We start from the raw sequence: 14,866 nt of genomic DNA on the forward strand, positions 1-14,866 counted from the left end.
TTTTTGTTTATTATTTTTATTATGCACGCAGTCGCGACAGAAATGAAAAAGGCGCTTTTAAAAGCGCCTTTTTTTCAGGGAAAGACTTACTTGGTGACGTCTGCCCCGAACCACTTCTCGGAGAGCGCCTTGAGGCTGCCGTCTTTTTGCATCTCAGCAATCGCATCGTCGATCGCTTTGACCAGGTCCTGGTTATCCTTGCGGATAGCCACACCGGCTTCCTGACGGGAGAAGGCATCACCGGCCACGGCCAGGGTGTCTTTGGTTTTCTTCACCAGATCCAGCGCGGCCAGACGGTCAACCAGGATCGCATCGATACGGCCTACACGCAGATCCTGATATTTGGTCGGGTCATCATCATAGGTACGAATATCCACGCCCTGTACGTTCTGGCGCAGCCACTCTTCATAGTTAGTGCCAAGACCCACACCCACTTTTTTGCCTTTCAGATCGGCAGCAGATTTAATCGTGCCTTCGTTGCCCTTCTTCACCAGCGCCTGAATACCGGAGACGGTGTACGGCGTAGAGAAATCATATTTCTTTTTACGCTCGTCAGAGATGGTCACCTGGTTGATGACCACGTCGATACGTTTGGAATCCAGCGAGGCGAGCATCCCGTCCCATTTGGTCGGTTTCAGCGAGGCTTTCACGCCCAGATGTTTTGCCAGCTCTTCAGCAAACTCGACCTCGAAACCGGTCAGCTTGCCGTCATCGCCCTGGAAACTGAATGGCGGATAAGTGCCTTCCAGTCCCACCAGCAGCGTGCCGCGTTCTTTCACTTTATTCAGCAGATTTTCAGCGGCGAAGGTTTTCGCGCTTATCCCTGCGACCAGCGCAACAGCCATGACGCCCATCAGCGCCTGACGACCCAGAAGTGCTAATTTCATAGTGACCCCGATATAGTGGTTTTTGAGTAGTGTAGGGCTTTCGTTTATAACGTCAAACACGAGTCCGCTACATCTTATTCAATTTTAATATATATCAGAAGTTGTTCCGGCGTAGACTTTCTGCTTCATCACGCCCGGCATTTGCGCTTTATATTGCGCGTACTTACGCAGGGCGATGCGATAGTTGTTGGTGCTGGTTGCAGGCAACCACGGCTCCAGATTCTCATCCAGATAACCGGTGTCCAGCAGATCGCGGGAGATGTTTTGCTGTGTCAGATGCTGGCCCAGACGACGCAGGCGAACCACATATTCGCGCACGGTGCCGTGGCTCATCTCAGTTTGCTCAAACAGGAATTGTTTAAAGCCGATGATGTCGAAGAAATCGCTTTGCTCTTTGCAATGCAGATCGCCACAGAATCGACAGAGTGCCACCCACTCCTGCTGCTCTGCCTGCCACGCGGATTCATCCATCAGGGTGTCGAGACGAGAGATCGCGATCTTATTCACGATTTCGCCGCGACGAACCAGCGTGATACGGTCGAGCAACTTATTGCAGTGGGCGCAATGCGTCTGGCTGTGTTTAAAGTCTTTTAGGTAGCGGCTTAAAGGCCGTCTTTTAGATTGCTGCACCGTCATGATAACTCCTGGTTGTCAATACGTTGTGCGGCACTTTTCGGGCGTTCATCGCCTATAACTTACCCAGTTTGGTCCGTAAGCGTTTGATGGCCTGACTATGCAATTGGCTCACCCGCGACTCCCCGACTTCCAGTACCGCGCCGATCTCCTTCAGATTCAGCTCTTCCTGGTAATAGAGGGTTAACACCAGCTGCTCACGTTCCGGTAACGCTTCAATCGCTTCCATCACGCGCGAGCGCAAATTACCTTCCAGTAAATGGTGTAACGGGTTTTGTTGCTGATTTTCATCAGTCACCAGCTCGATGCTATCGCCATGCTCTTCACGCCACTCGTCATAAGAGAAGAGCTGGCTGTTATTGGTATCGAGCAACATCTGGCGATAATCTGCCACAGCAATGCCAAGACGTTCCGCCACTTCAGTTTCCGTCGCGTTACGTCCCAGTTCCTGTTCCAGCTGTCCTATTGCATGTGCCACTTCGCGGGCATTGCGGCGAACACTACGTGGCACCCAGTCACGGCTGCGCAGTTCGTCCAGCATCGCACCCCGAATACGCTGTACTGCGTAAGTCGTAAATGCCGTTCCTTGCAGAGCGTCGTACCGGTCCACTGCATTCAGTAACCCGATACCGCCCGCCTGTAGCAGGTCGTCCAGTTCCACACTCGCCGGCAATCGCACCTGGAGGCGCAACGCTTCATGACGCACCAGCGGGACATAACGCTGCCACAGCGAGTGTTTATCCATTACACCATCAGCGGTATAGAGTGAATTCACGATAAACAGCCCTGCGTTAATTGAGTTATCGGCATGATTATCCAATTCTGGAGGGGTTTTAATCGGATGAATAGTGGGTGAAATCGGGGGTTATTTGGGGGGTAATGCGAAAACGGGGGCCGCCCGACTAATAGTCAGGCGACAAAGTGATTGTCCGCGTTAATGTTTTTAGCAGATCATAGCCGTCCCAGTGCAGTGAAAACTCCATGGTTTCACCAAAAGAAACTATTCGGTCAACGCCTTTAGGGGCATGGTTAACAATAAACGCCTCAATATTATTTCTTGATACGCCGAATGTCGCAACAGTCTGACATTTTTCCCCGCAGATAGACATAATTTCACTGATGTCATTCACCAGCCACTCATAAAAGAGTCCATTCCCGTGATGAGTGTCCAGCATCTCCTGACTTACCGCTTCTGCCTCTACCCGGAAAATATGTCGCGTCTCTGACGGAATATATTTTAACGCCGGGTTTTGTGCCGCCAGTTGGCAATAATCGGCGAGAGTTTTCACCACCGAAACGGCTTCGGGATCAGGCCTGTCTTGCAGGTAAGTTTCAAAATGCGCCCAAAACTGCGCGCGCGCCTCGGCTTTTCGTTCTCCCAGCCACACCACCACTTTTGGCGAGGTACACGCCAGCTGATCGGTTAACAGGGTATCGTTAAAAAAGTTTTGGGCGATGCGTTGTTTATTGTCGGCGGCGAGATATTCATCGGCATGAATAATGGCAATGGAATAGCGATCCGCAAAGGCCACATCGACAGCGCGAGGGGAAAGCGGCGACTGGCGAATTAAGGCAATGGTTTTATCGCCGCCCCAAATTAAACGTGACTGAGACAGTGCTGACAGCGCGTTATTAATTTCGCGCTCATGCCCGTATTGCACCAGACAAATCAATTCACGTATCGCAACATGTTGTTGCAGCGCCTGATTAAGCGCCTCACAAATAATATCGACCTGCACAAACATTTTTGACGGCAGGCGCACAACATTGGCATTTCCGGTGAGTAATCCGGCAAACAGCGAGTAAGCAAAATTGACTGCCACATTCGACGGCGCAATATGAAACGCAACGCCCCGGCCCAACAGATGCTCTTTATACTGTAGCCGCTGTTTCATTTTCTCCAGCGCCGCTTTTCGACACCAGAATGCGAGTGAGATCACATCGCTGTGCGGACGCGCCTGCGGCATTGCCAGTACTATTTTCGAGAAGGTCTGCAGGAATGCCATGACTTCAGGATCAAAGGGCATACGCGGCTTTGCCTCGGGCATCTGCGCCAGGACCTGCCCGTCACCCACCCGGAAGCGTAACGATTCAAAACTCTGCGGCATAGGTGTCACTGCATCCTCTTATTTCTGCATTTTTCAGTCGGCCAAGAATACGGAAATACTTCCCTGCCCTGCCGCACGGACAATCATCTTCTCCGAGGATCATCCCATCATCTTCAGTTAACAGCGAATGCCCCGGATAGGACTCCGGGATCGTCGACAGGACCTGGATAATACCGGGTTGACCCGGCGGGCACGGAGAAAGCGTGCGCGGATCGCGGACGATCACATCGGAGAAAATACTGGCATGGAGATGGCCCTGCTCGCACTGCATATAAATGCAGCCGGTCTGTTCCACCATGCCGTAATAGTCAGAGATGTTATTAATGCCACACACGCTGTGCAGCGCATCGGCAAACTCTGCGGCGGAAACCGCCTGCGACTGGAGTTTTTTCCAGCCGCCGCCGTGGATCAGGATCCCGTTCTCTAAGTTGAGAGACTTGCCGCTGGCCTTTAACGCCTGGTAAAAATGCTGCCAGACCATAAAGGTAAAACCAAACAGCAGAATGGGTTTCCCCTGATGACGCTCCAGGAACGCACTGATGCCTTCCACATCCAGACCCATGGATTCCGTTAACGCCCAGCAGCGCTCAGAGCCGAACATCGAAAATCCGAGAATGCCCGCCCCACGCGCGGAAAACATGTTGCGATCTTTCATCACCGCCGGGGTGTCGAGGATCAGCATCGGCAATCGCCCTGCGCCGGTAAAATGGCTCACAATGCGCACCAGCGTTTTCTGCTGGCGCGCCGCGGTCATTTTATCGAGGAAAATACGCGAAACCTGCTGCCCCGTGGTGCCTGAAGAGGTCATGGTTTTGACCACCTCTTCTTCCGGCACGCTTTGTAGGGACAGAGTTTTGAACAGCGAAACGGGCAAAAACGGCACGTCTTCAAGCTGATTCAGCCGGGTCACGTCGCAGCCCAGCCCCTGCAGCATATTGCGGTAAGGCTCGCAATTCTGCTGATGGTGTTCCGTCAGCCTGCGCATGCGCGCCAGCAGATGCTGGCGTTTTTCGTCGCGCTTTAAGGCGTAAGGCCCATGTTCGAGCCAGGCATCAAATTCAGTCACACAATGCCTCCAGCTGACGGTATAAGGTTTTCCCCGCCGGGTTTTTCGGGATCGCCTCGATGCCCGTCACCCTGAATGCGGAGTGGTGCAGCTGGCAGGTTTTCGCCAGATAGCTTTTGACCGCTTCTGCCTGATGCGCATCGGTAATAAACACCTGCACGTTGTCGTCGCGCCCGACCGCCACACACTCGGTAGAGGGGAATGCATTCACCACCAGATGCTCAAGTTCATCCAGCCCGACGCGGTTGCCGAAGACTTTCAGAAAGCGCGTTTTACGCCCGACGATGGTGTAAAGCCCGGCCTCATTACGGCTGGCCATATCCCCGGTCGCCAGACGCCCGCGGTGCTCGTCGCCTTTGGCCAAATCTGCACGACAGGTGGCGTACCCGAGGGTCACGTTCTCGCCATAATAGACAAGCTCACCGCGCTCACCGGCGGCGGTGATTTCTGCGCCAGTTTCGTCCTCAAGGGCAAACCGGCCACCCGGGATCGCCCTTCCCATCACGCCCGGATGATCTGCCGCCAGCTCGGGAGGCAAATAGCCCATCCGCGAGGTGGCTTCTGATGCACCGTACATGACGAAAAAGCGTAACCCTTTATCAAGAGCCCACGCCGCCAGCTCGCTGTGCAGCTCCGGGCGCAGTTTGCCTCCGGCCTGGGTCAGGGTTTTCAGCGACGGGAGATCCATGCGGGTAAAGCGCAGTTTTTTCAGTATTTCCCAGCTGTAAGGCACGCCGGAGAGCGAGGTGGCTGAATGTTGTTTCACAAAACGCCAGAACCCCGGCTGCACCGGGCCGCTGTTGGTCAGCAGCAGCGTGGCACCTTGCGCCAGATGGGTGTTGATAATCGACAGTCCGTAGACGTAGTTCATCGGCAGCCAGGCGAGCGCCCGCTCGTGACGGTCGATGCCAAGATAATCAATGATGCTGCGGGTGTTCGAGAGCAGGTTTTGATAGCTCTGACGCACCAGTTTTGGGCTGCCGGTCGAGCCGGAGGTGGCAATCAGCAAGGCCAGGGAGTCATCCATCTCCGGCGCTGGCTGCTGTAAATCCTCAAGCGCATAGCCCTCAGCACCCTGCTGCCAGATAAAGCCGGGTCGATAGATATCGAGCAGCTGTTGCAGGAGTTCAGGGGCGATAGTTTTATCCAGCATCAGCGGAACCGCGCGGGCGTTCAGGCAGGCGAGATAGCCCACCAGCGCGCCGGGGCTGTTATCGCATAAACAAAAAACCAGCGCGCGGGCTGGCAATGTTTCGGCAAGTGCCGCGACCGAGTGCGCCAGCTCGCGATAGGTGAGCGCGATGTTCTGGTCGTCGATCACGGCCACCGCATCACTGTCAGCCGACAGCTGCCAGAATGGCGTCATGACAGGTTCTCCAGGATCGTGCCCGCAATCTGCGCCCCGGTCAGGCCGTTTTGCTCGAGCATCCACTGATACTCGCCCGCCGGGCCGTAGCCCTGCGGTATGCCAATGGTTAGCAGACGCGGCGCCTGTGGCTGGGTCACCAGAAACTCGGCAACGGCGCTGCCCAGTCCGCCAATGACGCTATGCTCTTCAAGACTCACCATCATTTTGCAGCCGAACTGATTTTTTAACGCTTCCGTATCCAGCGGCTTGATGGTGAACATATCGGTAACGCTGCAGCTGATCCCGCGCTCGGCGAGGATCTCCGCCGCTTTCAGCGAGGCTGAAACCATGCTCCCCGTCGCCACCAGCGCCACGTCAGAGCCTTCGCGAAGCAGGTTGGCTTTGCCAGGGGTGAATGCCTGCGCGTCGCGATAGACGATTGGCGTGCGCATTCCGCCTGTCAGGCGCAGATAGACCGGCCCGGTATGTTCAACCGCCGCGAGCGTCAGCAGTGCCGTCGCCGTCGCATCCGCAGGTGACAGGATGGTGAGATTGGCTATCGAGCGCAGCGTGGCGATGTCTTCAATCCCGTAATGGGTGGTGCCAAACATCCCCATCGCAAACCCGGAGGCCAGCCCAACCACTTTAATATTGCCCTGCAGATAGCCCATGTAATGGCGCATCTGCTCGCAGGAACGCAGTGCTGCGAAGTTGGCGAAGGTGGTGGCAAACGGAATGCTGCCCTGGGAGGCAATGCCTGCCGCCACGCCAATCAGATTTTGCTCGGCAATACCGACGTTAATATAGCGCTCGGGGAAGGTATGGCTGAAACGCTCCATGCCCGAGGTAATCCCCAGATCTGCGGTCAGCCCCACGATATCGGGGTTCTGCTGGGCGAGATTCAGGAGCGTCACACCAAAGGTGCCGCGCGTGCCCATCATCGACCAGGCCCGGACCTCTGCCGGAGAGACGGAGATATTCATACCAGCTCCTCCAGGGCGGCAAGGCGCTGCGCCGCAGAGAGTTTCGCGCGGTGAAACGCGTTGTTGTGTTCCATAAAGGAGATCCCTTTCCCTTTCACGGTAGCGGCAATCACCGCTTTCGGTTTGCCGTGGGAAGGTGCAGCGAAAGCCTGCTGGAGCGCCGCGATATCATGGCCGTCGCAAGTTTCGACATGCCAGCCGCAGGCCTGCCACAGGGCCGGGAAATTCATTCTGAGGGTTTGTTCGCAGGCGATGTCCGACTGGAAGCCGTTCACATCGACAATTGCCGTCAGGTTATCTAACCCGTGGTGCGCGGCAAACATCGCGCTCTCCCAGATGGAGCCTTCATTGCATTCCCCATCACCCAGCACGACGTAGCTGTGCCACGGCTGCTGTTTCAGACGCTGATGCCAGGCGATCCCGCTGGCAAAGCCCACGCCAAGCCCCAGAGAGCCACCGGCGAAATCAATGCCGAGGGCCGGATTCATCGGCGTCAGCGCCGGGAAAAGCGAGCCGCTGTGATCGAAGGTCGCCAGCTGTTCCGCGCTCAACACGCCGTAGTGGTGCAGCGTGGTATAGAGCGCAAGGGCGGCATGACCCTTGCTCAGTAAAAAGCGGTCGCGCTCCTGGCTCGCCATACTGTCCGCCGAATAACGCATCACTGATCCATACAGGACGGTGGCGATCTCTACCATCGACAGCGCCGAGCCAAGATGCACGCCGTCAACGGGCGCATTGAACGCGACGTCGATCATCGAGCGGCGGATCTGACGGGCGGCTGCCTGCAGTTCAGCGACGCGACTCATCGTAAACCGCCGTCCACGCGCAGCGTCTGGCCGGTAATGTAGCTCGCCAGATCGGAGACTAAAAACACCGCCGCATCGGCGATGTTGGACGGATTGCCCAGACGGCGCAGATCGGTCTGATTGCGCGTCGCTTCGATAATGGCAGCCGGAAGGGTTTCCAGCATATCCGTATCGGTGATCCCTGGCGCGATGCAGTTCGCACGGATCCCGGTTTCACCCAGTTCGGTGGCAATGGATTCCGTCAGGGCGATCACCGCCGCCTTGGATGCGCCATACGCCGATTTCCCGGCGTTGCCATCCTGCGCGGCCGTCGAGGCGATATTGACAATACTCCCCTGCTTCTGGCGCGCCATCAGCTTGGAGACGGATTGCGTGAAGTTGAACAGTGAGAAGAAATTGACTTCAAACTGCTGACGCAATGCCTGCTCGGTGGTCATCTGGAACAGGGCGTTGAGGGTAATCCCGGCGTTGTTCACCAGGCCGTGCAGCGGGCGTTTGTCGCTCATCAGCTGTTTGACCGCCAGCTTCATTGCCGCCGAATCGGTGAGATCAAAACAGAGCGGCCAGATTTGCACCCCGTGACGGGCGGCAGTCTGGGCCATATCCGTCAAAAAATCGTCGTCAGCGCTGCGGGCGTGGGCGTAAATATTGGCGCCATTAGACGCAAACGCCTCGACCATCGCCCGACCAATCCCGCGCTTGCAGCCGGTAATAATGACATTTTTATCTTTCAACAGCATAGTCAGCCCCTTAGTGCCCAATCCCGCCGTCGACGCGGATAACCTGACCGGTGACGTAAGCCGCCGCATCAGACGCTAACCAGCAGAGGGTATTCGCCACCTCTTCTGCCAGACCCAGGCGCGGAATAGCGGCCGCCGCCATTTTTTCATTCACCACCGCCTGCGGCAGGTTTTCCGTCATCGCGGTCTGGATCACGCCGGGCGCCACCGCATTCACGCGGATGCCCTGCGGCCCCAGCTCGGCAGACAATGTTTTGGTGGCCGCGATCATCGCCGCCTTGGAGGCGGAATAAGAGAGCTGCCCCACATTGCCGTCGAGTCCGGAAATACTGGCGATGTTAATCACGCTGCCGCGCTTATTGCGCAGCATCAGACGGGTCATGTACTGGGTAAACACCATCTGCGAGAAGAAATTAATGGTGAAGGTTTTTTGCAGCTGATCGAGCGTGACCATCGGGAACAGCGCATCCAGCGTCACGCCCGCCACGTTCACCAGGATATCAATCGGCTGTTTCGCTTTTTGAATGGTCATCGCGGCTTGTTTGATCGACGCGTCGTCGAGCAAATCAAAGCTCACCGGCGTAATGGATACGCCGTGCTCTGCGCTCAGGTCACGAATAAAGGTTAAAAAATCCTCATCCTCCTGCTGAACGCAGGCAAACAGGTTCGCACCCTGGCGGGCAAAGGCGACCAGCGTCGCCTTCCCTATTCCCTGCAGGCATCCCGTCACAACGGCAGTTTTCCCGGCCAGTAACATGCTCACCCCTCCTTTAATCAGGCGACTTCAACATCATATTTTTTGAGGATCTCTTTCCCTTTTTCCCAGGAGGAGAAATCAATAATGTCTTCGGTGTCCAGCATGATGTCGAAGGTCTCTTCCAGCGCCGCAATCATGCTCATATGACCGACGGAGTCCCAGGAAGGGGTGTCCTGATATTTGTAGCCAGGCAGGATGTCTTCAGTGATCTCAAAGGTTTCGACAAAAATCGTGTTGTACTTTATTAAATTAGTCATTTCGAATAGCTCCAGACAAAACAATTACTTAAAAACTTTCTTTTGCTCATTTTTGCGCATCACGCGAGCAGGATTCCCGAGGGCCACGGACTCTTCAGCAATATCGCTGAACACCGCACTGCCCATCCCGACGATAACGTCAGCGCCGAGGGTGGTTTTTTCTTTCACTGCCACGTTCATACCGATAAACACACGTTTGCCCACCAGACAGTGTCCGGCGAGTGTCACGTTGCTGGAGACCACAGAGTGCGGTCCCACGCGGGTATCGTGCCCGACGCTGGCGTGCGGCTGAATCAGGGTGTTTTCCCCAATGTCGACATCGCAGGAGATAAAGGCGTGGTCGCAGATAATCGCCCCGGCGCCAATGTGCGTCCCCGGCGGAATAAAGACCGAAGGATGGATCAGCGTCGTCAGGCTGGTTCTGGCGAGCACTTTCTCGGCCAGTTTCTGCCGCGCGGCCGGTTCACCAATCGCAATCACCACTTCGGTGCACTGATGATCCAGCAGGGCAAAACGATGGACCGGCACGCCCGAGACCACGTTTTCGTCAGTGACGTCATCGATAAAAAAGATCTCTTCCCAGCGGGAAGATTGGTTGAGCTGCTGCGCCAGGACTAACACTTCGCGCCCCAGGCCGCCTGCGCCGTAAATACCCAGTTTCATGCCACTTCTCCGTCAACCTGCGCCACCAGCGGCTGATTCGCCGACGCGGCGCTGTACTGGCGAATCATCGCCACCACGCGATCCTGATCGCTTTCGCTCAGATCCGGGAAAATCGGCAGGCAGAGAATTTTCTGCGAGATACCTTCCGCGACAGGCAGGTTTTGCGGGCTGGCGGAAGGCAGATGCCGGTACATGGAAAACGAGCTGATCAGCGGGTAGAAGTAGCGACGTGAGTAGATATTCTCTTCTTTCAGCACGTCATAGAGCTGGTCGCGGCTAAGGGGATAGCTCTCGTTCACCAGCACCGGGTAGTAGGCGTGATTCCACTCCACATTGTCCGGCGCGCTGAAGGACTCAATCCCGTCGATGTCGCTCAGCAGTTCACAGTAGCGCTCGTAGATGGCGCGACGGGCATCCAGGGCGCCGTCAATATGCTGGAGCTGCACCAGGCCAAACGCGGCCTGCACTTCGTTCATTTTGGCGTTGATCCCCGGTGCCACCACGGTGGTCTCCCCGGCGAAACCGAAGTTTTTCAGGTAGTCGATGCGCTGCTTCATGCGCGCATCCGGGCAGATAATCGCCCCGCCTTCAAAGGTGTTAAACACCTTGGTAGCGTGGAAGCTCAGAATCGACAGATCGCCGCAGTTCAGCACGCTCTGTCCATCTTTTTTGACGCCAAACGCGTGGGCCGCATCGTAAATCACCTTTAAGCCCCAGGCATCGGCGATCTTCTGGATGCCGTCCACGTCGCACGGAATGCCGTAGCAGTGGACCGGCAGGATGGCGGACGTAGCCGGAGTAATCAGCTGTTCGATCTTCGCCGGATCGATATTGCAGGTCACCGGATCGATATCCGCAAACACCGGCGTCAGGCCGTTCCACAGCAGCGAGTGGGAAGTGGCGACAAACGAGTACGGCGTAGTGATCACTTCCCCGGTGATGCGCAGCGCCTGCAGCGCCGTCAGCAGCGCGAGCGTGCCGTTGGAGAACAAACACAGATGCTCCACGCCGAGATATTCCGCCAGCGCTTTTTCCAGCTGCTGGTGAAACTGACCGCCGTTAGTTAAAAACTTGTTTTCCCAGATTTGCTCCAGGTAAGGAATAAACTCCTCGAGCGGCGGAAGCAGCGGGCTCGTGACGTAGACATTGTTTTTCATAACGCACCTTCAAAATAAACCTGTGTTTGCCCTCGCGGACGGCTTACGCCGCCACGAACCGCCCTACTCTTCTACCGTAAAACTCTGTGCCGGTTGCCCGGAGCAGTAAATCTCCCACGCCTTGCGCAGCGCTTTTTCCAGCGGTGCGGCCACGTCAAAGCCATCCTGCTTCAGCGGCATGTTTTTGCGCATACTCTGGCGCCAGTCGTTCAGCTCCTGAAGACGGTTTTGCCAGCCAACGGCGCGCTCGACGTAATCTTGCTGGCTGGTGGCGACGAACGGCTGCAGACCGTAGATGTGCATGATCTCCACCCCCTGGCGCGACGCGGTGGTCGCCCCGGCAATACTCAGCGTCGGAACGCCCATCCAGACGCCGTGGCTGGTTGTCGTGCCACCGGTATACGGGAAGGAGTCCAGCATCAGATCCACTTCATGATGCATGCGCAGGTAGGTTTCGAGATCGGTTGTTTTGCGGAAAATCAGCTGCGACTCCAGCACGCCCAGCGCGCAGAGCTTCTTGCGATAACGGGCAATCATCTCGTCATCGTCCATAAAGCCAATCAGCAGCTTCGCGGTCGGGTTACGCGACATGATCTGCGCCCACAGGGCGAAGACCTCATTGTTCAGTTTCTTCGGACGGTTGAAGCTGCCGTAGGTGAAGTAGCCATTGCTGAGCGCCGGCAGCGGGTTGACCTCCGGGCTGAGTTCGCTCGGGGCAAAGAAGCTGCGCAGCGGCATGTAGAGCAGTTTTTCAGTGTACTGATCGTCCATTTCGCCAGGCTTACCCAGCCCCGGCGTGGTGATGCGATAGTCCATCTGATCCAGGCCTGACGTTCCAGGATAACCAATCCAGGTCATCTGCACCGGCGCAGGTTTAAAGCCAAAGACCGGCAGACGGGTTCCCGTAGTGTGGCCCGACAGGTCGACCAGAATATCAATCTGATCTTCGGCAATCTGCTTCGCCAGCTCCGCGTCGCTGTACTCCGTCGCCATGCGCCAGATAGCTGACGTGCGGGCATAGTGCTCGCTCACCTCATCGGTTTTATCAATGGTGCTGTAGCCGATAAGATCGAAGTGCTCGCGGTTCAGGTTGTCCCAGAACGGCAGGAAGAAATTGCTGACCGGATGGTTACGGAGATCGCCCGAGACAAAGCCAACGCGCAGCTTACGCTGCGGATCTTTGCTGCCCGCATGGTGAATCGCCACCTGCTGGGACTGGCACATCTCGTTCACCTGGCGGCCATATTTCTGATGGACAGAAAACAGGTCGGCGGGCGACAAACTGACATCATGGCTCAGGACAAACAGCAGGCTGGTGAAGGTGTTTAAATCATCGCCTTTCAGCGACAGGGATTTCTCAAGGAAATAGCGCGCATCGGGTATTTTTTGGTTATCGCTGAGGATAATCCCCATGATACTCAGGAAATACGGCACGTCCGCTGCCAGACGGATCGCCTGCCGCGCACACTTCTCGGCAACCGCCATCTCGCGTCGGGAATGGAACAGGCACGCCAGCAGGTTCCAGCAGTTCGCGTTTTGATCGTCAATACGCAACAAGGCCCGCAGCAGCTTGCGCGCTTCGAGCAGCTCGTCGATTTTAAACAGCGCCGTCGCCAGATCGTAATAGCTATCCCAGTGCATGGAATAGTGTCCCAGCAGGCGGCTACTGATGAGCAGCGACGGTTGCCACTGCTCCATCAGCAGGCTGGAGCGGGCCTGACAGCGCAGCAAATGCACGTTGTCCGGGTCGTCTTTGAGTAAATCCGCCACCCGGTCGCGGGCTTGTTTATGCCGCCCCTGCTGGATCAGGGCATTGACCTCATCGTACAGGCTATCGTACTGCTCATCGCTGCCGACGGGGGTCTGCTGCAGATCCGGCGTGAGGGAAAATCCGCCGTATTTACGCTCGCAGCTGAACATCAGCAGGCCGATATAGACCTGTTTGATCACCGCCAGATCGTCAGATTTCATGAATTCTTGCAGGGCGTTGCGCCAGGCGGCGATCGAGCCGGTTAACAGCCCTTTATCCCGCAGCGCGCAAAAGCGCGGCCAGTTGGCTGCGCCCCACCACTGCTGCGCATCCGTCGCAAACGACCACTCTTCAAGGCTGAGCGTGACGGGCTGGCCCCAGTAGTTTTGCAGCGTGATATCGCGATTATCGGCGAACGCGGCCTCGGAGACAGGGACGATGGGACGCAAAACGTCGTTGGTCGCCAGGTTATACGCGGACGGTACGGCGGAGATCATCAGCCCGCTGATGGCGTTTGACAGCAGATCCTGCAGGGATGAAACCAGATCAGCGCGATGATCGCGGGTGGTCTCTTCCGGGAAACGGCAGTGGAAAAGCAGCTGCTCGAAGCTCAGGCTTAACGGCCAGACTTCGGACAGCACATCGAGGATCTGCAGCGTGGTTTTATTGTCTGTTCTGAGCGGCGTGCCGTCCTGGCCGATATGCCCGTTGGCCATCACCCCGCTGCCGTTGGTCTGGCGCTTGAAGCAGCCCCCCCAGTGCAGATGTTCGATGGATTCGAGGTCTGGCTCCTCGGCAAAAGAGACCGTCGTCGGGTGGATCAGCAGGCTGAAACGCTCGCTCCGGCCGGTGGCAAAATCGAGATACTGCTGGCTGTTGGCGCGCGTGCTGCCGCGGCTGATCAGGCCATGCATCTGCGCCACTTTGGTGCCGTAGAAGCTCGCCGTCTCGCTCTGCGGAACGGCGTCGCCGAGATAGCTCAGGCCAGCATCAGCGATAACCTGCTGAAAATCGACAAAGTAGTCGCCCTGATGGCTGTGACTGAGATAGCGCAATGCCAGCGTCAGATCGTTGCTTTTTTCTGCGCGGGTGACCTGATCTTTTAAGCTGCCTTCCGGCAGGGTCATCGCCAGATAGCTGAGCATCCCGCGCGCGGAGTCGATCTGCGCGTCGATATCCGCTGCGTTTCCGGCGTGAAAACTGAGCGCATCCTGTAAGGTTTTGCTCTCCTGCGCGCCAGGTAACACCGGCCAGTGAAGGGCAATCACCCCCTGGGATGAAAGGTGTGACTGGCACCAGGAGAGCAGCGCGATACGCTCGTCGCCGCCCATCAGCGAGAAGAGTCCTCGCAGCACGATGTAGTCGAACTCCCCTAAATCGGAAGCGAGCAGATCCGCCAGCCCGGCATGGTGGAGCTCAAGGTTGGTCAGCGAAAATTGCGCAATCTTTGCCTGGCCGAGGACGATCTCTTCTTCATGGACATCAACACCGATCGCCACACTCTCTGGCCAGGCCAGCGCGTTCGCCACCAGCCCTTCCCCATCACCACAGCCCAGCTCCAGAATTCGCGCCTGGTCGGGCGTGACGCTCGAAGCATGATAGAGCGAGGCCGCTGCATGAAGAGCGACGGGAGTCTGGCTGATAGCAGAGTAAACGCGTGTCACGATAAGCTTATCCAAATGAGAAAATTAAAACGTTCCTTGCCGGAGCA

General features: G+C 56.6%; 14 protein-coding genes. All 14 read right to left on the bottom strand.

All coding sequences use genetic code 11. The features are described from left to right. Positions 1 to 86 precede the first annotated feature (86 nt). A complete protein-coding gene (gene tcyJ, locus QQF33_RS15365) occupies positions 87 to 887 on the bottom strand; it encodes a cystine ABC transporter substrate-binding protein (protein ID WP_285158097.1) in 801 nt (266 codons plus the stop codon). Positions 888 to 971: 84 nt separating this feature from the next. After that, on the bottom strand, positions 972 to 1,523 hold the full coding sequence (fliZ, locus tag QQF33_RS15370) for a flagella biosynthesis regulatory protein FliZ (protein ID WP_282495425.1): 552 nt from the start codon (positions 1,521 to 1,523) through the stop codon (positions 972 to 974). A gap of 52 nt (positions 1,524 to 1,575) precedes the next feature. Next, positions 1,576 to 2,295, bottom strand: coding sequence for an RNA polymerase sigma factor FliA (locus QQF33_RS15375; RefSeq protein WP_282495424.1), 720 nt, complete (start codon positions 2,293 to 2,295; stop codon positions 1,576 to 1,578). 127 nt (positions 2,296 to 2,422) lie between these two features. Continuing rightward, positions 2,423 to 3,628, bottom strand: coding sequence for an acyl-CoA reductase (locus QQF33_RS15380; RefSeq protein WP_285158098.1), 1,206 nt, complete (start codon positions 3,626 to 3,628; stop codon positions 2,423 to 2,425). Beyond that, positions 3,612 to 4,694, bottom strand: a complete 1,083-nt coding sequence (locus QQF33_RS15385; RefSeq protein WP_285158099.1) for a LuxE/PaaK family acyltransferase — start codon at positions 4,692 to 4,694, stop codon at positions 3,612 to 3,614. The genes QQF33_RS15380 and QQF33_RS15385 overlap by 17 nt, the downstream gene beginning before the upstream one ends. Continuing rightward, positions 4,687 to 6,060: an AMP-binding protein gene (locus QQF33_RS15390; protein WP_285158100.1), complete on the bottom strand. Its 1,374-nt coding sequence runs from the start codon at positions 6,058 to 6,060 to the stop codon at positions 4,687 to 4,689. Before QQF33_RS15390 ends, QQF33_RS15385 begins: the two co-directional genes overlap by 8 nt. Beyond that, a complete protein-coding gene (locus QQF33_RS15395; RefSeq protein ID WP_285158101.1) occupies positions 6,057 to 7,025 on the bottom strand; it encodes a transketolase family protein in 969 nt (322 codons plus the stop codon). The genes QQF33_RS15390 and QQF33_RS15395 overlap by 4 nt, the downstream gene beginning before the upstream one ends. Further along, positions 7,022 to 7,831: a transketolase gene (locus tag QQF33_RS15400; RefSeq protein WP_285144192.1), complete on the bottom strand. Its 810-nt coding sequence runs from the start codon at positions 7,829 to 7,831 to the stop codon at positions 7,022 to 7,024. The genes QQF33_RS15395 and QQF33_RS15400 overlap by 4 nt, the downstream gene beginning before the upstream one ends. Next, on the bottom strand, positions 7,828 to 8,571 hold the full coding sequence (locus QQF33_RS15405) for an SDR family NAD(P)-dependent oxidoreductase (RefSeq protein WP_282495418.1): 744 nt from the start codon (positions 8,569 to 8,571) through the stop codon (positions 7,828 to 7,830). Before QQF33_RS15405 ends, QQF33_RS15400 begins: the two co-directional genes overlap by 4 nt. A 10-nt stretch (positions 8,572 to 8,581) precedes the next feature. Continuing rightward, complete coding sequence (locus QQF33_RS15410; protein WP_285154917.1) at positions 8,582 to 9,328, bottom strand: SDR family NAD(P)-dependent oxidoreductase; 747 nt, start codon at positions 9,326 to 9,328, stop codon at positions 8,582 to 8,584. A gap of 17 nt (positions 9,329 to 9,345) precedes the next feature. After that, positions 9,346 to 9,585: an acyl carrier protein gene (locus QQF33_RS15415; RefSeq protein ID WP_285144190.1), complete on the bottom strand. Its 240-nt coding sequence runs from the start codon at positions 9,583 to 9,585 to the stop codon at positions 9,346 to 9,348. Between the two features lie 24 nt (positions 9,586 to 9,609). Further along, positions 9,610 to 10,248: an acetyltransferase gene (locus QQF33_RS15420; RefSeq protein WP_282495416.1), complete on the bottom strand. Its 639-nt coding sequence runs from the start codon at positions 10,246 to 10,248 to the stop codon at positions 9,610 to 9,612. Then, positions 10,245 to 11,405 (bottom strand): DegT/DnrJ/EryC1/StrS family aminotransferase, encoded by a 1,161-nt coding sequence (locus tag QQF33_RS15425; protein ID WP_285158102.1) that lies wholly within the window; start codon positions 11,403 to 11,405, stop codon positions 10,245 to 10,247. Before QQF33_RS15425 ends, QQF33_RS15420 begins: the two co-directional genes overlap by 4 nt. 63 nt (positions 11,406 to 11,468) lie before the next feature. Next, the gene (locus QQF33_RS15430) at positions 11,469 to 14,819 is read right to left on the bottom strand and encodes an O-linked N-acetylglucosamine transferase family protein (RefSeq protein WP_285158103.1); all 3,351 of its coding nucleotides are present in this window, start codon (positions 14,817 to 14,819) and stop codon (positions 11,469 to 11,471) included. Positions 14,820 to 14,866 lie beyond the last annotated feature (47 nt).

The sequence above is a fragment of the Lelliottia wanjuensis genome, assembly GCF_030238365.1.
GTDB lineage: Bacteria > Pseudomonadota > Gammaproteobacteria > Enterobacterales > Enterobacteriaceae > Enterobacter > Enterobacter wanjuensis.

Excerpts from the sequence above, each read along its gene's own strand:
- tcyJ (WP_285158097.1), bottom strand. The coding sequence starts at position 887 with ATGAAATTAGCACTTCTGGGTCGTCAGGCGCTGATGGGCGTCATGGCT.
- fliZ (WP_282495425.1), bottom strand. The coding sequence starts at position 1,523 with ATGACGGTGCAGCAATCTAAAAGACGGCCTTTAAGCCGCTACCTAAAA.
- QQF33_RS15380 (WP_285158098.1), bottom strand. The coding sequence starts at position 3,628 with ATGCCGCAGAGTTTTGAATCGTTACGCTTCCGGGTGGGTGACGGGCAG.
- QQF33_RS15390 (WP_285158100.1), bottom strand. The coding sequence starts at position 6,060 with ATGACGCCATTCTGGCAGCTGTCGGCTGACAGTGATGCGGTGGCCGTG.
- QQF33_RS15395 (WP_285158101.1), bottom strand. The coding sequence starts at position 7,025 with ATGAATATCTCCGTCTCTCCGGCAGAGGTCCGGGCCTGGTCGATGATG.
- QQF33_RS15400 (WP_285144192.1), bottom strand. The coding sequence starts at position 7,831 with ATGAGTCGCGTCGCTGAACTGCAGGCAGCCGCCCGTCAGATCCGCCGC.
- QQF33_RS15405 (WP_282495418.1), bottom strand. The coding sequence starts at position 8,571 with ATGCTGTTGAAAGATAAAAATGTCATTATTACCGGCTGCAAGCGCGGG.
- QQF33_RS15410 (WP_285154917.1), bottom strand. The coding sequence starts at position 9,328 with ATGTTACTGGCCGGGAAAACTGCCGTTGTGACGGGATGCCTGCAGGGA.
- QQF33_RS15415 (WP_285144190.1), bottom strand. The coding sequence starts at position 9,585 with ATGACTAATTTAATAAAGTACAACACGATTTTTGTCGAAACCTTTGAG.
- QQF33_RS15420 (WP_282495416.1), bottom strand. The coding sequence starts at position 10,248 with ATGAAACTGGGTATTTACGGCGCAGGCGGCCTGGGGCGCGAAGTGTTA.
- QQF33_RS15425 (WP_285158102.1), bottom strand. The coding sequence starts at position 11,405 with ATGAAAAACAATGTCTACGTCACGAGCCCGCTGCTTCCGCCGCTCGAG.